General features: G+C 43.1%; 16 protein-coding genes and 1 pseudogene. 16 read left to right on the forward strand and 1 reads right to left on the reverse strand.

Annotated features, from left to right (window positions below; translation table 11 throughout):
• Positions 1-239 precede the first annotated feature (239 nt).
• From ACE04G_RS15725 to ACE04G_RS15735, 3 genes are all read left to right on the forward strand, one after another.
• Positions 240-1,382 carry an NAD(P)/FAD-dependent oxidoreductase gene (locus tag ACE04G_RS15725; protein ID WP_449004518.1) on the forward strand — a complete coding sequence of 381 codons (1,143 nt, stop codon included), beginning with the start codon at positions 240-242 and terminating at the stop codon, positions 1,380-1,382.
• The gene (locus ACE04G_RS15730) at positions 1,379-1,666 is read left to right on the forward strand and encodes a hypothetical protein (protein ID WP_449004519.1); all 288 of its coding nucleotides are present in this window, start codon (positions 1,379-1,381) and stop codon (positions 1,664-1,666) included. Before ACE04G_RS15725 ends, ACE04G_RS15730 begins: the two co-directional genes overlap by 4 nt.
• 215 nt (positions 1,667-1,881) lie before the next feature.
• A complete protein-coding gene (locus ACE04G_RS15735) occupies positions 1,882-3,114 on the forward strand; it encodes a cytochrome P450 (RefSeq protein ID WP_237175514.1) in 1,233 nt (410 codons plus the stop codon).
• Positions 3,115-3,215: 101 nt separating this feature from the next.
• Here the strand turns inward: ACE04G_RS15735 and ACE04G_RS15740 are convergent, their stop codons facing one another.
• Positions 3,216-4,655: a DHA2 family efflux MFS transporter permease subunit gene (locus ACE04G_RS15740; protein ID WP_221819629.1), complete on the reverse strand. Its 1,440-nt coding sequence runs from the start codon at positions 4,653-4,655 to the stop codon at positions 3,216-3,218.
• Positions 4,656-4,936: 281 nt separating this feature from the next.
• Between ACE04G_RS15740 and ACE04G_RS15745 the strand changes: the two genes are divergently transcribed.
• From ACE04G_RS15745 to ACE04G_RS15805, 13 genes and pseudogenes are all read left to right on the forward strand, one after another.
• Positions 4,937-5,542, forward strand: a complete 606-nt coding sequence (locus ACE04G_RS15745; RefSeq protein WP_449004520.1) for a TetR/AcrR family transcriptional regulator — start codon at positions 4,937-4,939, stop codon at positions 5,540-5,542.
• A 45-nt stretch (positions 5,543-5,587) separates the two neighbouring features.
• Complete coding sequence (locus ACE04G_RS15750) at positions 5,588-6,121, forward strand: GNAT family N-acetyltransferase (protein WP_449004521.1); 534 nt, start codon at positions 5,588-5,590, stop codon at positions 6,119-6,121.
• A gap of 73 nt (positions 6,122-6,194) precedes the next feature.
• Entirely contained in the window at positions 6,195-6,869 is a 675-nt protein-coding gene (locus ACE04G_RS15755) for a response regulator transcription factor (protein ID WP_017688634.1), read from the forward strand.
• The gene (locus ACE04G_RS15760) at positions 6,866-8,236 is read left to right on the forward strand and encodes a sensor histidine kinase (protein ID WP_449004522.1); all 1,371 of its coding nucleotides are present in this window, start codon (positions 6,866-6,868) and stop codon (positions 8,234-8,236) included. The genes ACE04G_RS15755 and ACE04G_RS15760 overlap by 4 nt, the downstream gene beginning before the upstream one ends.
• Before the next feature lie 217 nt (positions 8,237-8,453).
• A complete protein-coding gene (locus tag ACE04G_RS15765) occupies positions 8,454-9,440 on the forward strand; it encodes an alpha/beta fold hydrolase (RefSeq protein WP_449004523.1) in 987 nt (328 codons plus the stop codon).
• Between the two features lie 193 nt (positions 9,441-9,633).
• A complete protein-coding gene (locus ACE04G_RS15770; protein ID WP_449004571.1) occupies positions 9,634-10,554 on the forward strand; it encodes an alpha/beta fold hydrolase in 921 nt (306 codons plus the stop codon).
• A gap of 37 nt (positions 10,555-10,591) precedes the next feature.
• Positions 10,592-12,049 (forward strand): alpha/beta hydrolase family protein, encoded by a 1,458-nt coding sequence (locus ACE04G_RS15775; protein WP_449004524.1) that lies wholly within the window; start codon positions 10,592-10,594, stop codon positions 12,047-12,049.
• 32 nt (positions 12,050-12,081) lie between these two features.
• Complete coding sequence (locus ACE04G_RS15780) at positions 12,082-14,169, forward strand: serine hydrolase domain-containing protein (RefSeq protein WP_449004525.1); 2,088 nt, start codon at positions 12,082-12,084, stop codon at positions 14,167-14,169.
• A gap of 162 nt (positions 14,170-14,331) precedes the next feature.
• Entirely contained in the window at positions 14,332-15,006 is a 675-nt protein-coding gene (locus tag ACE04G_RS15785) for a response regulator transcription factor (protein WP_449004526.1), read from the forward strand.
• Positions 15,003-16,364: a sensor histidine kinase gene (locus tag ACE04G_RS15790; protein ID WP_449004527.1), complete on the forward strand. Its 1,362-nt coding sequence runs from the start codon at positions 15,003-15,005 to the stop codon at positions 16,362-16,364. The genes ACE04G_RS15785 and ACE04G_RS15790 overlap by 4 nt, the downstream gene beginning before the upstream one ends.
• Positions 16,365-16,587: 223 nt before the next feature.
• A pseudogene (locus ACE04G_RS15795) lies at positions 16,588-18,685 on the forward strand (serine hydrolase domain-containing protein).
• A 57-nt stretch (positions 18,686-18,742) separates the two neighbouring features.
• The gene (locus ACE04G_RS15800) at positions 18,743-19,684 is read left to right on the forward strand and encodes an alpha/beta hydrolase (RefSeq protein ID WP_449004528.1); all 942 of its coding nucleotides are present in this window, start codon (positions 18,743-18,745) and stop codon (positions 19,682-19,684) included.
• Between the two features lie 175 nt (positions 19,685-19,859).
• A complete protein-coding gene (locus tag ACE04G_RS15805) occupies positions 19,860-20,234 on the forward strand; it encodes a hypothetical protein (protein WP_449004529.1) in 375 nt (124 codons plus the stop codon).
• Positions 20,235-20,236 lie beyond the last annotated feature (2 nt).

Raw genomic sequence — 20,236 nt, forward strand, 5'->3', positions numbered from 1 at the left:
GCGTTAAAAGAAACCTAGAAAGAATTATATTACATAAATGGAATAATTTTAATTGAATGACGGGCAATATATAAAACGTTTTCATATAAATGCTTCAACGATTATTAATTGGATGAATGAGTATGAACTGTAGTCTGATCAGCCTCTATTTATGGATCTAAAAGTACGCCCGCCTTGCCAACAGAATGCGAAACGGTATACGCTATAAGGAATGAGTGATTAAGGAAAGGGATGCAAACATGAAGAAAGTCATCGTAGTCGGATCGGGTATTCTGGGGGCATCAACAGCCTATCAATTAGCCAAGCGGGGCGCAGAGGTAATCATCGTAGATCGAAAAGATATAGGACAGGCGACGGATGCAGCTGCCGGTATCATCTGTCCATGGCTGTCACAGCGACGTAATCAGGACTGGTATCAGCTTGCCAAGGCTGGTGCGCGGTTCTATCCTGGCATCATAGCGGAGCTTGAAGGCGAAGGAGAAACGGAAACTGGTTATGCTCAAGTGGGCGCGCTTAGTATTCATACGGACGTGGACAAAATCAACAAGATGGAAGAACGGGCACACCTACGCAAAGCAGATGCACCGGAGATTGGTGACATTACACCTCTTGATGCCAAAGAAACCCGTGATCGTTTTCCTCTACTGGATGAACGTTATCAATCGGTACATATCAGCGGTGCTGCACGTATAGATGGAAGGGCGCTGCGCGATGCCTTGATCCGGTCTGCACAGCGAAATGGAGCGGATGTGATCCATGGAGACGCCATGCTTCAATTCGAAGCGGATCGGGTCATTGGTGTGAGTGTTAATGATCAGAGTTTCCTGGCAGATGAAGTCGTTGTCTGTGCAGGTGCATGGGCCAACGAACTGCTGAAGCCACTCGGCATACACTTTAAAGTGCATTATCAAAAGGCACAAATTATGCATCTGCATGTCACGGATGGGGAGGATACAGGCCGCTGGCCTGTAATCATGCCACCTTCTGATCAATATCTGCTGGCCTTTGATCAACAGAAGATTGTGATTGGTGCCACTCATGAAAATGATGTGGAAGGTTATGATACAAGAGTAACCGCAGGGGGCATGCAGGAAGTTTTGAATAAAGGTCTGGAACTGGCACCGGGGCTAGCCAATAGCACATTCCAGGAAGTAAGGGTTGGGTTCCGTCCGTTCACACCTGGCTTTCTACCAGTAATGGGAGCTGTTCCAGGATGGCAAGGTCTGATTACCGCAAATGGACTTGGAGCCTCTGGATTGACCATGGGTCCTTTTATTGGGAGTCAACTGGCGAAACTAGCTCTCGGCATGGAGCTGGATATCGATATTGAGCCCTATACTGTTGGTAAAGCAATGGATGAAATTGAAAGAGGTGAACCATGACATATTCACAACGTATATCCGATGGAGCGAACTCGTCCGACATCATATATCTGGAGCATCAGATCGGTACGACAAAAGAAAAGCTGCGTATAGCTTTGGAGAAACAAGAAACATACAAACGCGAATTGTCGGTATTGAAGTCATCACCAATCAAGATTGCATCGGAAGACAGTTCTGAAGAGCAAGCCTTAATGGAAAAGGCAAGCCTAACGCAGAATTTAATTGAAACCCTGTCTGCACAGCTGGAACAGCTACAGGAAGCATTGGCGAAACTAGGCGATTGATCGGTTCGTATGGCTTATCTTTCTGAAACACCGACAGAAATAATATACGATACGTATAAAACAAAAACCCCTTATGTTAAGGGGTTTTTATGATTTAGTTCAAATGGTTTATATCAATAAATGAACGTATGGTATAAAATGGAATCAGGTGCTGAACTGTCAATTCAGGTACCCATGTAACCAATCACAAAACGATGCTGAGAGGTGGATTCCAAATGTATAAAGAAGTGATACGCGTTGAGGACATCACGGGGTTTCAGTCCAGATCTGAAGAGTTTTTCCCACTTCACTGGTTTCGAAAAATGCTGTCCGAGCATCCTGTGTACTATCACGAAGATACAGACACCTGGAATGTGTTCAGATACGATGATGTGAAGCAGGTCCTCAGTAATCATGAATATTTTTCAGCCGAAGGAAGCCGGACGACCATTGCCGTTGGAGCAAAGAACAATGAAGGCACACCTCCAGACAAATTCAATATGTCAAGTATTGATCCTCCCCGTCATCAAAAGAGTCGTTCGTTGTTATCTGCTGCTTTTACACCACGTAGTCTGAAAAACTGGGAGCCACGAATTCGCAACATCGCAGAGCAGCTGGTAGCAGATATTGAGCCAAATACGACCATTGATATTGTTCAAGCGTTGGCCGCTCCACTGCCTTCGATGGTTATGGCCGATCTGCTCGGTATCCCCCTTACAGACAGCCATCGATTCAAGAACTGGGTAGATATTCTGTTTCAGCCCTCGAATCCAAAGACGGCTGAGGAGAGTGAACTGAAAAAACAAACTGCAGCGCAAGAGTATTATCAATTCCTATACCCCATTGTAGTTCATAAACGGACCCACCCTGGTGAGGATATCATTACCGACCTGTTGAACGTTGATGTTGAAGGTGAGAAGTTCACGGAGGATGAGGTTGTTCGCACAACCATGCTGTTGCTCGGAGCTGGAATTGAGACAACCAGTCATATGGTTTCAAATACATTCTATTCATTCCTGTATGATGACCCCAGCTTGTATGATCAACTAAGACAGAATCCCGAGTTGGTTCCGCTCGCAGTCGAAGAAATGCTCCGTTATCGGTTCCACAATGCCAAGCGACATCGGACAGTGAAGCAGGATAATCAATTGCTCGGAGTGGATTTGAAAAAAGGCGATGTTGTGATCTCCTGGATGAGTGCAGCCAATATGGATGAGCAGATGTTTGAAGACCCGTTTGAGTTAAACATTCATCGTCGTAATAACAAAAAACATCTTACCTTTGGGAATGGCCCACACTTTTGTCTGGGTGCCCCGTTGGCAAGAATGGAACTCAGCATTGCCTTGACGGCATTTGTGGAGAAAATTGCGCGGATTGAACCAGTGGATTCATTTGATCTGGAGAATAATCTGGCCACTTCAGCTCCGGGGCAGTCGTTGATCCATCTGCCAGTGAAGATAGTTGGCTAGAGCGAAAGGTTCATACGGGATACAACCTAAAAAGCGGCAGATCAGACGTAAACGTCTTGATCTGCCGCTTTGTTATGCAAGCAAGTATGAGGCTGGACACCTTAATTTGAATTCATGGAAACTTTTTGTCTTACAACCTGTTTAATTTCTTCCTCTTTCGCTTGTTTGGTACGTTTGATAAAGAAGGAAAGAACCAATCCCACAACAGCGATACCGATGATAACAACATATGCATCATTAATACCCTGGATCATGGATTCTGTAGCAAGCTGTTTTTGACTGAGACCATTGGCTGCACCAGTCGCTATCATATCCTGTACGTGTGCCGTTGTACGGGAGGTCATGACACTTACGAGCAATGAAGTACCTACAGCGCCAGCTACTTGTCTGACGGTGTTGGAGATAGCTGTACCGTGTGCACCAAGTCTTGGTGGCAGTTGGTTAAGTCCCGCAGTCTGAATCGGCATCATGAGCAGAGCCATACCAATTCGGCGGCCGGTAGACATTAATACCAGGTAACCATAACTGGTTGAATCCGTTAAGTCGATGAAACCAATGGTCGTCACGATGGTGATCACCATCCCGATAACAGCGAGCCATTTCGCTCCAAATCGGTCAAACAATTTTCCGGCTACTGGCATCAGGAAGCCCATGACAAGCGCACCCGGAAGGAGTAATAATCCGGACTCCAGCGCAGTGTAACCACGTGCGTTCTGGAGATACAAGGGAAGCAACATCATGTCAGCATACATGATCATTGTAATCGCGATACTAATGACCGTGGTCAAGGAGAACATGTTGTATTTGAATGCCCGCAGATCAAGCAGCGGAGTTTCAGAAACGAGCTGTCTCCATGTAAACAGGGCAAGAGAAACAATTCCAGCCCCAATGCAGATAAGAACTTCTGCACTTGACCATCCCAGACTTCCTGCTCTGCTGAAACCATAGAGCAATGCGCCAAATCCGATCGTGGAGAGCACCACACTGATTGTGTCGAACTTTGTGTTGACCCGTTCGGATACATTCTTCAGGTATACAAATGCAAAAGCAATGACAATAAGAGTTAATGGAATCATGCCGTAGAACATCGTTTGCCAAGAGTAGTTCTCGAGGATATAACCGGCAAGGGTAGGCCCGATTGCAGGGGCAAAAATGATGGCAAAACCAACCATACCCATTGCAGATCCTCGTTTTTCAGGGGCAAACAAGGTCAAAATAACGTGCATTAAGAGCGGCATGATAATGCCGGCACCCGCTGCCTGAATCATGCGTCCTGTCAGCAGTGTGCCAAAGTTATCTGCAAGAGCGGATACGATGGTACCAATCAGGAAAATAAACATGGAAGCTTGGAATAATTGCTTGGTTGAAAAGCGTTGCATGAAGTAGGCCGTGATGGGGATAAGCACCCCGTTCACCAGCATGTAACCTGTCGTTAACCATTGTGCTGTTGCGGCGGAGATGTTAAAATCACCCATCAGTTCCGGTGTAGCGACACTCATGATCGTTTGATTCAACGTTGCAAGGAAGGCTCCCAAAATCATGATAAACAGGATGGGGCCTTTCTTTACGGATAATTCTTCTTGTACTCTAGCCTGACTCAATCCTTTTCATCCTTTCAATCCACACGTGACTAAATTTACAACGTGTTGTATAGTTTACATTGTATTTATTAAATTATATACATATTCGGACAGATTACAATTTACGTTATGGCGTGTTATCGTTGTTTATTTTACAAAAAAAACGAATTTGTTGTGTAAATCAAAAATAAACGACTTATCGTTTAAAATTGTAATGTTTAAAATTTAAAGGAGGAATACATGTGAAAGACGAGAAGAAATCGACCGTGGACCCAAGGATTTTGCGAACTCGTCAGTTAATCCGGGGTGCATTTGTTGAATTGCTGCAGGAAATGGATATTGAGAAGTTGTCAGTCAACAAAATTGCTGAACGAGCGACGATCAATCGGGTAACCTTCTACCTGCACTATCGTGATATTACGGATATGATGGAGAAGATGGCGGACGAGATGATTGAGAATATTGAACGGATTGTGAATGAATATGCCCCTCATTTTGAGAAACAGAGAACGGAAGAGGCTTGGCCTGTTTTGGTCAAGTTGCTGGAGCATTTTGCAGAGAACGCATCGTTCTATCAGGTGGTACTTGCCACGAAGCGCACACCGATTTTCACCGAACGACTGCTCAAATTGTTAAGTACGCTGGTCAAAGCCAAGATTGATCGGGTGGAGATCGAGGATGAACTGGAAGAGTCCGGCATTCACAAAGAAATCGCAATCTGGTACGGTTCTTCGGCCCTGATTGGGACCATTGTTTCCTGGCTGCGCAATGATATGCCTTATTCACCGCATTTCCTGGCTAAACAATTCTCGTTGATTCGCTCGTACTCTTATAATGACCTGATATAATCATGCTACAATTGCACCTAAGGTTAATAGAGGAGGAATAATGTAATGAAATATAGTGCAGAACGTATCTATGTGAGATTTTGGAATGTGGAAGATGCCTCATTGCTTCTGGATCTACAGGTTCGCAACCGTGCGGAAATTGAAAGAATCTCAGCGAGTAATCGGGATGAGTCTTTCTATAGCTTGGAGGGGCAAAGGTCACTCATTGAGAGCTGGAACAAGAAAAGAGAAGAAGGAGATCGCTATTCCTTTGGTATTTTTCTACATACAACGGATGAACTTGTCGGTGAGATTTCCGTGTTCGAGATCATACTGGATTCTACCCCAAAATGGATCGTTGGTTATGTGACGGATACTCTTCATCAAGGAAAAGGATATATGAGCGAAGCCCTGCAATGTGTACTGGAATTTGCCAAATACGAAACTGAAATTACTCGAATCGAAGCTGGCGCTGTGCCCGATAATACAGGTTCCATCCGTGTCCTTCAAAAAGCAGGATTCAAGGAGAATGGGTCACAGCCTGTGCCAATCCAGGGAACGTTGAAAGAACATACGATGTTTGCTGTGGATATACTATAAGCAAGATGTTTTAATATTTACTATACAAGTTGGACTATATATTTAAACGTAACGGAGAGGACAGAAAAAACATATGGCTACTATACTCGTTGCAGACGACGATGCGAACATTCGTGAACTCGTCTGTCTATTTCTCAAAAACGATGGATTCACAACAGTGGAAGCTGCGGACGGTAAGGAAGCTCTCACTATATATGGCGAAACTCCAGTAGATCTGGTCGTCCTTGATATTATGATGCCTGTCATGGATGGTTGGGCACTGTGTAAAGAACTCCGAAGAGCCAATCCCGACCTCCCGTTACTCATGCTGACGGCGAGAGGAGAGACTTGGGAGAAGGTGAAAGGATTCGAACTGGGTACGGATGATTATTTGACCAAACCGTTTGATCCGTTAGAGCTGACCGCTCGTGTCCGAGCATTACTGAAACGATACAAAATCGGCTCCACACACACAATCCAGTTTGGCAACGTCATTCTGGACCGTCAGACGTATAAGGTGATGAGAGGCACAGAGTCGCTTACGTTACCACTTAAGGAGTTCGAATTGCTGTATAAGCTTGCTGGAACACCAGGACAAGTCTATACACGTGAGCAATTGATCGATCAGATATGGGGTATTGATTACGCGGGAGATGATCGAACAATAGACGTACATATTAAGCGCCTGCGCGAACGATTCGCGACAACACCTGATTTTCGGATTGAAACGGTGCGTGGGCTAGGGTACAGACTTGAGGTCTATGAATGATCAGATCCTTATATATTCGTGTTGTTCTGACCTTTCTGGTGTCAGTCATCACAGGCACGATTATTTCATTTTTTATGTCTACCTGGATGTTCGAAGATCAATTGAATGAAAATGCTCAAATTAACATACGCAACTTTGGGCAGGACGTTGTGCAGATTTATAAGACGCTGCCTGCTGATGAAGCAGAATCATTCGTTAGTAGAATGAAACAACTTGATTCGTATCATATTCGAATTTATGATGCAACGGGCAAGTTCCAGTCTTATGGGAAGCTTAACGAACATAAATCATCACCCGTATCGACGGATCAACTCAAGAAGGTGTTAAACGGAGGGGTTGTGCAGGACACACCTAAAGGTATCGCTACCGTTCTTTTGGGGCTACCGATCAAGACGGAAACGGGTACAAGAGCGATGTTTCTAGAAACACTCTCACCGCCCTCAGCCTCTTTTGTGGTCCAGTTTGGATTGATTTTTGCAAGTTGTTCCTTGATTGTAGGAAGTTTGTTGATTGTGGTTGCTTCTGTATATCTGGTTAGACCGATCAAAAAATTGACCAAAGCGACCAAACGGATTGCAGCTGGAGATTTCAACGTCAAGCTGAACATTAAACAAACGACGGAGATTGGTACATTGGCCCGCAGCTTTGAAGAAATGATGCATGATCTTCAGCAGTTGGAGCAGATGCGCAGGGAATTTGTTACAAATGTTTCGCATGAGGTTCAGTCTCCGCTCACCTCGATATCCGGTTACGCTTCGGCACTGAAGCAAGTAAATCTCTCAGAACACGAGCGAAACCGTTACCTGGATATTATCATCTCCGAAGCAAAACGAATGTCCAAAATGAGCGATAGCCTGCTCAAGCTGAGTTTGCTTGAATCGCAGTCACAGCAACTACGGCTCACCACCTTAAGCCTTGATGAACAGATCAGGCGGGTCATCGTTGCGCTTCAGCCTCAATGGTCTGGGCGCAACATTCATTTCGAGCTTGATTTGGAGAACGTGAAGGTAACGGCTGATCACGATCAGTTAAATCAGGTATGGACAAACATCATCGGAAATAGCATCAAGTTTTCCAAGGATGGCGGTATGATTAAAGTCAGTATCGAAGAGGACTTCAAAAATGTGACTGTTCGAATATCCGACACGGGCATTGGAATTCCCCTGGAAGATCAGAAGCGTATATTCGACCGTTTTTTCAAGGCAGATCGTTCCCACAGTCGTAAATATGACGGGAGTGGTATGGGACTTGCTATCGTTAAACAGATCGTCTCCCTTCATCAGGGTGACATCCAAGTGGAAAGTGAACCTGGTCAAGGCACGACCTTTATGATCACGTTGCCCATCCATCCACCAACGGATGGTTAGGCTCACAGGATAGGGTCAATGAATAGAATATCCATCGGATTATCTAAACCGAATGTTCATGTCCTATGTAACATGCAAGCTTCCTTGTATGTTACATAGGACATTTTTTTTGCTTGTTCATGCTCCGTTCATATTCCGGTCATGGGGAGTACATCTTTCTTGATTAGGATTTCTTAAGTAGCCTGCCAGGCCAATATACAGATGAGGATAGGAGCAGATGAATGTGAATCAACAAGCAGACAGAGAAGTCCAGAGTAAAAGCAAAAACAAGAAAGTGTTAAACATTTTGTTTAAAGTACTTTGTGCAATCATTATAGCAATCTTACTTTTTGTAGCTATCGTATATACCGTCAATAAAATCAGCAGTTATTCGGAGCAAAAAAGAATGGAGCCGTATGGTCAACATGTATCCGTAGACGGAAAAAATATGAACGTGTTCATTCAAGGCGAAGGCGAGGAAACGATTGTACTTCTGCCTGGTTTTGGAACAGCGGCACCAGCGCTTGATTTTAAGCCACTGATCTCCGAGTTATCTCCATATTATAAAGTTGTCGTTGTTGAGCCCTTTGGTTACGGATTGAGTGATCAGACCAAAAAGGAACGCAGCACAGCAAATATCGTCAGTGAAATTCATGAAGCGTTACAGAGTCTACATATTGATCGTTATATCCTCATGGGTCATTCCATTTCGGGGATCTATAGCCTGGATTACGTGAACAAATATGCAGATGAAATAAGTGCATATGTCGGGTTGGATAGCAGTGTTCCGGCGATAAGTGAACAGAAGATTGAATCATCAGATACACAACCGATTAAATGGTTCCGCAACTTAGGTTTTGCCCGAGTGCAACTGAAACTGAGTGCTGACCCTTATGATGGACTGCCTTATGATGAGCAAACAAAAGAACAATTGAACATTCTGATACGCAAAAATATGTATAATACCACGCAATTAAATGAGGCAGAAAGTATGTATTCCAACTTTAAAACATCTGAACAACTAACGTTCCCTGTTAATCTTCCAGTTCTTTTCTTTGTTCAAAAGAATCATCCGGCAGCAGACAATTGGGTTCCGGAACACGAGAAGTTAATAGAGAACTCTGTGCGTGGTGAAGTGGTGCTGCTGGAAGCAAATCATTATTTGTATCGTTCCCATGCCAAAGAAATTGCTGAAAAATTCAGGGAATTTATGACGCAGCAGTAAATATAAATGAATTGGCTTGTTCATATTCAGTTCATATTGACGTCACGGGGAGTACATTTTCATTGGATAAGATTTCATTAGCAGCAAAAAAGACAATCGAACTATCAGTTCAAGACAGGAGAAGATAACACTGACGACGCAGCCTGCGGAAAAGAAAACAAAGAATAGATCAAAGGCCAAAAAAGTGAGAAACATGATACTGAAAATAGTAGGATCAATCGTAATCGCCATTATTCTATTTCTAGGTATTGTTTATATCACCAATGTGATCAGTAGTAATTCAGAGGCCAAGAAAATAGATTCCTATGGTCAGCATGTATCTGTAGACGGGAAAAATATGAATGTGCTCATTCAAGGCGAAGGCAAGGAAACGATTGTACTTCTGCCTGGTTTTGGAACAGCAGCACCAGCGCTTGATTTTAAGCTGCTCATCGATGAGCTATCACCATATTACAAAGTTGTTGCAGTTGAACCTTTCGGTTATGGATTGAGTGATGAGACTGAAAAAGAACGAACCACAGAGAACATCGTAAGTGAAGTTCATGAAGCTCTACAGCAACTTGATATTAACAAATACATGCTGATGGGCCACTCCATTGCAGGCATTTATGGCATTGATTATGTGAACAAATATCCGGATGAGGTCACGGCATTTGTCGGAATTGATAGCAGTGTTTCAACACAACCGGGTATGGATGCCAAATTACCTACTAAAACGTTCGCATTTCTTAAAAAATCAGGTCTCCAAAGATTGGTGGTCAAATTTAGTAGTGACCCCTATGCTGGACTCGCATTTGATGAACATACCGTAGAGCAGATGAACATGCTGTCGAATAAAAACTCGAACAGTTCCACGACTTTGAATGAGATGGACCATATTGCTTCCAATTTTAAAGGAGCCCAAGGTTTAACCTTCCCTAAAGACCTGCCACTTCTACTCTTTGTACAAGCGAATAATGAAGGTGTAGAAGGATGGATTCCGCTGCATGAAGGGCAGACCAAGGATTCAGTACATGGAAAAGTAATCACCATGGATGGCGAGCATTACTTGCACCATACGTTATTTAAAGAAATAGCTGAAGATGTTAGAGCATTCATGAACGAAGCGAAGTAAAAATTCTGTAAAAGTCCGTGATGAGAGAGGAATTCAATTGAGATTATTTGAGATACTGTTAGTTCTATCCTGTTTGGCTTTACTCGTAGACCTCCTATTTATTACAAGAAGTGCAAAGAAAACAGGATTGGGTTTGGGGATAGGAAGTAGCGTTATACTCGTAGTTCAATTGTTAGTTGAGGGATACAGATGGCAGTTGCTTGTGGTATATATCATGACGGCTCTATTCATAATTATTGTTTTACTCAGACATTCCGAAAAGATGATGAATCTAAAAATAGGGAAGTTCTTGAAATATAGTTTATCTTCCTTAATCGTTATTCTGCTTGTTGGTTCTACCGTCTTGTCTGTATACTTACCTGTTTTTAATCTGCCGAAGCTTGATGGTCCAGAGAAGGTGGGTACTCAAACATTTCATTTAACAGACCAGAACAGAGACGAAATCTTCACTGAAGATCAAAGCGATAAGAGAGAACTAATGGTTCAAGTTTGGTACCCAACTGAAAACAGCAATAATAACAAGCGTGACACGCTGTTTCCAAAAGATAAAGAAATGTTCAAAAAGTATATTCAGAGCTTCTCTAATTCTTTAAAACTACCTGAATTTGTGCTCGACTACTGGAAGTATAGCCAAACCAACTCTTATGAAAATGTAGAAATATTACCTTCTTCAAGTCCTTATCCCGTGGTACTACTATCTCATGGTATGGGAACCAGTAGAGTTCTACATGTATCACAGGCCGAGAATCTGGCCAGTCATGGGTATATCGTGTTCACCATCGATCATACGTATAGCACCTTTGCTACCCTTTTTCCAGATGGCCGTGTAACGGATTATAAAAAAAGTACAACTACACTAGATGAACGTACAAAAACAGGGGATATATGGACGAAAGATGTGGAGTTTGTAATCGATCAAATCGAAAAGCTGAATTCAGGTGCAATCGAAAGTCAGTTTAAAGGAAAAATCGATCTAGATCACATCGGCGCGATGGGGCATTCTTTTGGGGGTGCAACCGCGTTTAATGCAACGTATTTAGATCAGAGAATCAAGGCCGGGGTTAATATGGATGGGTCACTATATGAAGTGGAAAATAGAGATGATATAAACAAGCCGTTTATGTTCATCCGATCGGGAAGTTTTGAAGACTGGTTCGCCAACTTTGAAATGGATAGAAATTCGGATGATGAAGTAACTAAATTTCTTTCAGATGAGCTGCACATTATGAAAAATGTTATGAATCATGGGGGAAAAGTGATCTATGTAGAAGGAACCCAGCACTTCAATTTCACGGATCTTCAATTCTACTCGGAGTTGATTAAACTGTCGGGCATTACAGGAGATATCAATGGTAAAAGAGGAGCAAACATCGTAAATCAATATGTACTCGATTTCTTTAACAAGCAACTGAAAGGAACGGGTGGAGATCTGATTCAGGGACCAAACGACTTGTATCCGGAGGTGAAATTTGTAGACCCAGAAGAAATCAACTAACCAAAACACTTAAAATTCAGGAGATGATGTGAATGGGACGACAAAAGGGAAAACGCACTTCAATCGCCGTGTTAACGCTGGCATTAACGATGTTAGCTCCAATGTCTGCAATGGGCGCGCCTGCTACAAGTAGCAGTGATCATACGTATGAACCAACCAAGAAAACGGTGATGGAGAAAGCCAAGTTACTCACCGAGAAACATGGAATCACAAGTCTGCAATATGCCCTTATCGATGGTGGCGAGATTGTGGTGTCCGGTCAGATGGGCAAAAACGATAAAAACAACAAGGTGCCTCTTACGCCCGATACAATCTATGGCATAGGATCAACGAGTAAAATGTTCCTCACAGCTTCTGTTATGAAGTTAGTTGAAGAAGGCAAGGTGGATTTGGATCTGCCTGTTGTGAACTATATACCTGATTTTCAGATGAAAGACCATCGCTACAAACAAATCACACCACGCATGCTGTTGAATCATTCTTCCGGTCTGCTGGGAGGCACGGGCAGTAATGCCACATTGTACGGGGATAATGATACGTACTCACATGATACGTTTCTGGACCAATTGGCGAGTCAAAACCTGAAGGCAGATCCCGGCGAGTTCTCGGTGTATAGTAACGATGGGTTTACGTTATCCGAGATTATGGTTGAACGTGTTAGCGGCATGAGTTTTACAGCTTTTATACACCAATATTTTACGGAACCTTTGGACATGAAACATACCAAAACACCACAGGATGTGGTTGACACGGCAGCAATGGCGGGAATCTATTCTCCTATGTATGAGGGTCAGCTTCCACAAGAGAATTATAATGTTATCGCTACTGGAGGCATTTATTCCACGGCTGAAGATCTAGCAAAGTTTTCACAAATCTTCACGGGAGAGGTCCAAGGCATTCTTACCGATAAGTTTGTAGAAGCCATGGCGCAAGAAGAATACAAAAAAGGCATGTGGCCAGAGGGTGGCGATACGTCTATATCTTACGGTTTAGGGTGGGATAGTGTAAATCTGTACCCATTCAGTGAATACGGTATCAAGGCAGTAACAAAAGGTGGAGATACCATATCGTATCACTCATCATTAGTCGTACTGCCGGAATATAATCTGGCTGCAGCCGTTACCTCATCAGGTGGGACAAGTGCCAAAGATCAGTTCATTGCGAGTGAATTATTACTCAGCGCACTTGAGGAAAAGGGCATCATTACAGAACGGAAGCCGGAAAAATCATTTGGTGTGCCTGTGAAGGCAGATATACCTAAAGAAATAGCCACGAATGCAGGTATATATGGCGGCAATAATTCAGTTAAGAAGATCGAAATGAATACGGCTGGACAAATGACTGTATCCACACCCGCAGCTCCAAGTGATCCGGTTCAAAAATACACCTATATAGCGGATGGTACTTTTGTTAACGATGAAGGCACGGAAAAGTTGAAATTTGTTAAGGAGAAGAATGGAAGGACTTATCTGTGGTATCGATCTTATATATCCTTGCCAGGACTTGGACAATTGGCTTTCTCCGAATATAAAATGGAGAAGCTGGAAGCTAATGAATTATCTCAGGATATAACGGCCTCATGGGAGCAGCGTGAAGGTAAAAAATATTACCTGCTGAATGAGAAATATACATCAACGGTTTATCTCAATTCGGCACCAATTCTCCCTATTCATTTGGACAAAGAGACCCCTGGGTATGTATCCAATACTAAGATTATTGGAGCAAACGAAGCAGTCACGGAGCTGCAAATCCCTGGCCTGGCTGGACGTGATACAAAGGAGATTTATTTTGCTAAAAAGAACGGAGTAGAGTACATTACAGCCGTCGGTAGCATATACGCCAGTGAGGAAATGGTACAACCACTCTATTCGGGTAAACAATCTCTAGCAACGATTCAAGCAGACGGATATGCCAGATGGTTTTCGATACCAGCAACGGTGAAAGGAAAAGTCATGACGGTTAAAATGCCTGCAACTGGCGCCTTTGCCGTATATGATCAGAAGGGTATTTGTATTAATCATACCGTAGTCAGCGGTGAGAATGAGGTTGTTTTACCAGAAAACGGCCGCATTGTATTTGCAGGTGACGTGGATTCCACATTTGAAATTTCATTAAAATAGATGTTGTACCGTAGTTAGTTTTATGAAAGAAACTAAGAAAGCAGCCGATCAAAGTAATCGGCTGCTTTTGTTCAATTTAACTATAATTAGTTTGTCACTTCAGTTAGAAATCTTCGCTCTTGCTCAACTGAAGAATTATTCTTTTTTAGGAGAGTGGAAACGATGCCTACGATATTGGTTGCTGACGACGATGCGAACATTCGCAAACTCGTCTGTTTATTTTTGCGCAACGACGGATTTACAACCATCAACGCCGTAGACGGAAAGGAAGCCCTGGCTATCTATACCTCCACGCCAGTCGATTTGGTTATTCTTGATATTATGATGCCAGTCATGGACGGTTGGGCATTATGCGAGGAACTTCGAAGAGCCAATCCGGATCTTCCGTTACTAATGTTGACGGCAAGAAACGAGACCTGGGAGAAAGTACAAGCATTTCAGCTCGGGACAGATGACTATATGACGAAGCCATTCGATCCGCTTGAGTTGATGGCTCGCGTCAAGGCACTGTTGAAACGATACCGTATAGGTTTAACGCAGACCATCCAATTAGGAGACGTTATTCTGAACCGGCAGACTTATAAGGTCCTGAGGGGTACAGAGTCGTTCACCTTGCCGCTTAAAGAGTTCGAATTATTGTATAAACTTGCTGGATTACCGGGACAAGTCTATACGCGGGAGCAATTAATCGATCAAGTTTGGGGAATTAATTATACGGGCGATGATCGAACGATAGACGTGCACATTAAACGTCTACGCGAACGTTTTGCCGATATCTCCGATTTTCGCATCGAAACGGTGCGGGGACTTGGCTACCGGCTAGAGGTGCAGGAGTGACCGGCTCCCTCTATACACGTGTAGTCCTGACCTTTCTGGTCTCCGTGATCGGGGGCACAATCCTTTCTTTTCTTGCTACAACCTGGATATTTCAAGATAAATTAAACGAAAACTTACAAGGCTCCTTGCTTGACTTTGGCCAGGATATCGTCCGCATCTACGAGACATTGCCGTTACATGAAGCAGAAATGTTTATAAGTGAAATGAAACAACTCAACTCTTACCACATTCGAATCTATAAAGCAACGGGTCAGTTTCAATCCTATGGAGAACTTAAAGGACAACATCCTTTCCTAGTGACTACAGAACAAGTGAAGAAAGTGCTGGATGGGGAAAGGGTCCAAGTTAATGGAATCGACACGATCTTCTTGGGATTGCCGATAAAAACTGAAATGGGAAGCATAGCAATGTTTGTAGAGCCCCTCACTTCCTCTTCCACCTCATTTCTCATCAAGTTTGTTTTAACTTTTATGATTTGTTCGTTAATAGCAGGAAGCCTATTGATACTAATTGCGGCTATGTTTCTGGTGAGACCGATCAAAAAGCTGACAGAAGCAACCCGGCTTATAGCTGCCGGAGATTTCAATGTCAAGCTTAATATTAAACAAAAGGGTGAGATAGGTACTCTGGCTCGTAGTTTCGAAGAAATGATGCACGATCTAAAGCAGCTTGAGCAGATGCGTAGGGAATTCGTAGCAAACGTGTCCCATGAAGTTCAGTCTCCGCTCACTTCCATTTCCGGTTTTGCTATAGCGCTCAAGCAGGTAGACCTCCCGGATGACGAAAGAAGCGATTATCTCGATATTATCATCACTGAAACTGCACGAATGTCCAAAATAAGTGATAGTCTGCTAAAGCTGAGTTTGCTTGAATCTCAATCATTGCAAATGCGGCTCGCCACGCTCAGTCTGGATGAACAGATCAGACAAGTAATCGTCGCTATTCAACCCCAATGGTCGGCCCGTAACATTCAGTTCGATCTTGATTTGCAGCCCACCAAAATCACGGCCGATCATGACCAGTTAAATCAGGTGTGGATCAATATCTTCGGCAATGCCATCAAATTTTCCAAAGATGGTGCCCGAATTAACGTCACGATCAAACAGAATATCAAGAACGTGGCGATCCGCATATCGGATTCGGGTATTGGTATTCTCCCGGAAGACCAAAAGCGTATATTTGACCGCTTCTTTAAAGCTGATCGTTCCCACAGTCAGAAATATGAAGGAAGCGGTATGGGACTAGCTATTGTAAAGCAGATCGTCTCGCTTCATCAAGGGGACATCCGGGTGGAGAGCGAATATGGACGAGGAACGACCTTCATAGTCATCTTGCCAATCACAACACCCACAGAGTGATTGGATTTCAGCCTTCACTAGGTTATGACACCCTGTATAAACCTCCTTGCGTATGATGATGCAAACTTTTTTTGCCTGTTCATCCTCCGTTCATGTTGCAGTCATTAGGGGGACATCTTGGTTTGTTATATTGTCTTTAGCGCCCACGTTAAGGTGGCTTAACACAATGATGAAGACAGGAGTAGATGCAAGAATGAAACCAAGAGAGGTAACAAAACTGAAGATGAGTGTGAGGAGAGCAAGAAAGAGAAATACTTTAGCTGCTGTGACTCTTATGCTGACGATACTTGCCCCAATGTCTGCAATGGCAGCACCGGCCCCCATGAACAACAGTAACCTTACGTATGAGACAACAAAGAAAGCCGTGATCGAAAAAGCCAAATTACTGACCGAGACATATGGTACGACGAGTCTGCAATATGCGCTCATCGATGGTGGAGAGATTGTGGTGTCCGGTCAAACGGGCAAGAACGATATAAACGACAAGGTACCTCTTACTTCGAACACCGTCTATGGCATTGGTTCAACCAGTAAAATGATGCTTACAGCCGCTGTAATGAAGCTGGTTGACGAAGGCAAGATTGATTTGGATGCGCCTGTTGTGAACTATATGCCTGACTTTACAATGAAAGATACCCGATACAAACAGATCACACCCCGTATGTTGCTGAATCATTCCTCCGGTCTTCTGGGCACCTCAACCAGCAATGCCACATTGTACGGAGATAATGACACGTATTCACATGATACGTTTCTGGAGCAATTGGCGAATCAAAACCTGAAAGCAGATCCCGGCGCATACTCCGTCTACAGCAACGATGGCTTTACGTTAGCCGAGATTCTGGTCGAAAGAGTGAGCGGCATCGGTTATACCGCATTTATACACAAGTATTTCACGGAGCCTTTGGATATGAAACATACCAAATCACCACAGGATGTGGTTAATCCGTCAGACATGGCGGCAATCTATTCCCCTTTTTATGAGGGACCACTTCCAAAAGAGAATTATAATATCATCGGTACTGGAGGTCTGTATTCCACCGCTGAAGATCTGGTCAAATTTTCAAGAATCTTCACGGGAGAAGTTGATGGTATTCTTTCCAGTAAGTCTGTAGAAGTTATGGCGCAAGAAGAGTATAAAAGAGGCATGTGGCCAGAGGATAGCGATACGCTGATGTCTTACGGGTTGGGGGGGGGATAGTGTGAACTTGTTCCCATTCAACGAATACGGCATTAAGGCCGTTATGAAAGGTGGAGATACGTTATCTTATCAGTCTTCATTAGTGGTACTTCCGGAATACAATATGGCTGCAGCCGTTATCTCTTCAGGCGGGTCAAGCTTAACCAATAATTTCATTGCGAATGAATTATTACTCGGCGCACTTGAGGAAAAGGACATCATTACAGAACGGAAGCCAGAAAAATCATTTGGCGTACCCGTGAAGGCCAATATGCCTAAGGAAGTCTCCAAGTTTGCAGGTATATATGGTAGCAATAATTCAGTTATGAAGATCAAAATAAATAAGGCTGGACAAATGACTGTATCTTCACTTACAGCTCCGAGTAATCCGGCTCAAGAATACACATATACAGCAGATGGTACTTTTGTTAATAACGAAGGTACAGACAAGTTAAAATTCGTTGTGGAGAAAAATGGGAAAACCTACTTGTGGTCACGATCTTATATATCCGTTCCAGGACTCGGACAGCTGGCTTTCTCAGAATATAACGGGGAGAAGCTTGAAGCCAATAAATTATCCAAGGAGATTAATGCCGCATGGGCAAAGCGCGATGGTAAAAAATATTATCTGGTGAATGAGAAATACACATCCATGGTTTATCTCAATGCTTCATCGATCCTGCCTATTCATATGAATCAAGAGAATCCAGGGTATATGTCCAATCATAAGATTATTGGAGCAAACGAAGCAGCCAATCTTTTGCAGATTCCGGGTACTGCCGGACGTGATACGATGGACATTCAATTCTCTAAAAAGAACGGTGGAGAGTATCTTACAGCCTTAGGTTATGTATACGCCAGTGAGGAACTGGTAAAACCCATCTATTCGGGTAAACAATCCGCCACAACCATTCAAGCAGATGGATATGCCAAATGGTTTTCGGTACCAGCTACTGCGAAAGGGAAAGTCATGACAGTGAAGATGCCTGCAAAGGGAGCCTTTGCCGTCTATGATCAGACCGGAATTTGTATTAATCACACCGTGGTCAGCGGTAAAAATGAAGTTGTTTTACCAGAAAACGGTCGTATTGTATTTGCAGGTGAGGCTGGTTCTCAATTTGAAATTACATTAAAAAAGTAAAATGAATAGCGTTTCAAACGGCTGTACAACAAACGAACTCAACAGGAGAACACCATCATGATGAAAAAAATATTAATCATTTTGCTCAAAATATTCGGAGCCATCGTTATCGCTTTTGCATTATTTATTGCCACTGTTTTTATTGTTAATGTATTTAGCAACAAATCGGAAGAAGGGAAAATAAAACCCTATGGTCAGTTTGTAGCAGTTGACGGGAAAAACATGAATGTGTTGATTCAAGGAAAAGGCAAAGAAACGGTGGTATTGCTTCCTGGATACGGAACACCTGCCCCAGCCCTTGATTTCAAACCCCTCATCGATGAGTTATCTCCATTTTACAAAGTTGTTGTCATTGAGCCTTTTGGTTATGGATTAAGTGATATTACTGAAAAAGAGCGTACCACTGAAAATATGGTTAGTGAAATTCATGAAGCGTTACAGCAACTTGGTATTCATAATTACACGCTCATGGCTCACTCCATTTCAGGAATATACGGCCTGGATTATGTGAACAAATATCCAAACGAAGTAAGTTCATTTGTCGGAATTGAGAGTAGTGTCCCAACGCAGGGAGGTAATGATGATCCATTTCCAACCGAAACGTACAAACTGCTTAAAAAATCAGGGTTCTACCGATTGTTAATGAAACTGGCCCCTGATCAACTGATTGCACCCGATGTTGATGATGAGACCAGAGAACAAATTAGAGTACTTTCACTCAAAAATACGTTTAATCCGAACAACCTGAATGAAGGTGAAAACTTTGGTCCTAATTTCAAAGCAGCTGAGAACCTGTCCTTCCCCAAAGATCTTCCTGTGATTTTCTTCTTACAAGCAAATGATACGGAAACAGAAGGCTGGATACCCTTGCATGAAGAGCAAGTCAAAGATTCTGTGCATGGAAAAGTGATGACATTTGATGGAGAACATTATTTGCATCACACCCGATCCAAAGAAATGGTTCAAGAATATAGAAAGTTTATGAGTGAGATAAAATAGTGTCGCCAACAAAAGAAGTCGCGAAATCGCGGCTTTTTTCTGTTAGGGAGATGGTGAATATACATACTTCGTTATCTATTGGAAAATTTAGGTTGACACTTCTTTTTGTCGCGTATACAATCGTATACATGAACACGTTGTATACATATGTATACACGTAATGGGGGTGGCACAAATGAGAGATCGTCCTATCGAAGAAGTGGATGGAAGTGTACGTCAAGGTGAGCGTCCGAGACGCGATATGAGTGACAATGAGCAACGTGGTGAACGTTCCAGACGTGGAAGAGGTCATGGTGAACATGAGGGAAAACGGGGCCGTGGTGCGCAGACATTCCGTCGCGGCCGAATTCTTGTATTTCTGGAACAAATGCAGAATCGGAGAACAACGCTTGTCCGACAACTTGGACAGGAGGAGTATGAACATATTCGCCCGGTGATCAGTGGGGAGTTAAAAGCTATTGATCAGGTCATCGACGAGTATATCCATCTATTCGAGCTGCAAAATGAAGATGTAAACCCCAATAAGAATCTGGAGAGTGAGAGTGAATAAGT

This window comes from Paenibacillus sp. AGC31 (assembly GCF_057334655.1).

Coding starts and splice junctions, on each gene's coding strand:
- ACE04G_RS15785 (WP_449004526.1), top strand. CDS start 14,332: ATGCCTACGATATTGGTTGCTGACGACGATGCGAACATTCGCAAACTC.
- ACE04G_RS15740 (WP_221819629.1), bottom strand. CDS start 4,655: ATGATTTTGGGAGCCTTCCTTGCAACGTTGAATCAAACGATCATGAGT.
- ACE04G_RS15730 (WP_449004519.1), top strand. CDS start 1,379: ATGACATATTCACAACGTATATCCGATGGAGCGAACTCGTCCGACATC.
- ACE04G_RS15760 (WP_449004522.1), top strand. CDS start 6,866: ATGATCAGATCCTTATATATTCGTGTTGTTCTGACCTTTCTGGTGTCA.
- ACE04G_RS15755 (WP_017688634.1), top strand. CDS start 6,195: ATGGCTACTATACTCGTTGCAGACGACGATGCGAACATTCGTGAACTC.
- ACE04G_RS15805 (WP_449004529.1), top strand. CDS start 19,860: ATGAGAGATCGTCCTATCGAAGAAGTGGATGGAAGTGTACGTCAAGGT.
- ACE04G_RS15770 (WP_449004571.1), top strand. CDS start 9,634: ATGATACTGAAAATAGTAGGATCAATCGTAATCGCCATTATTCTATTT.
- ACE04G_RS15800 (WP_449004528.1), top strand. CDS start 18,743: ATGATGAAAAAAATATTAATCATTTTGCTCAAAATATTCGGAGCCATC.
- ACE04G_RS15735 (WP_237175514.1), top strand. CDS start 1,882: ATGTATAAAGAAGTGATACGCGTTGAGGACATCACGGGGTTTCAGTCC.
- ACE04G_RS15765 (WP_449004523.1), top strand. CDS start 8,454: ATGAATGTGAATCAACAAGCAGACAGAGAAGTCCAGAGTAAAAGCAAA.
- ACE04G_RS15750 (WP_449004521.1), top strand. CDS start 5,588: ATGAAATATAGTGCAGAACGTATCTATGTGAGATTTTGGAATGTGGAA.
- ACE04G_RS15725 (WP_449004518.1), top strand. CDS start 240: ATGAAGAAAGTCATCGTAGTCGGATCGGGTATTCTGGGGGCATCAACA.
- ACE04G_RS15780 (WP_449004525.1), top strand. CDS start 12,082: ATGGGACGACAAAAGGGAAAACGCACTTCAATCGCCGTGTTAACGCTG.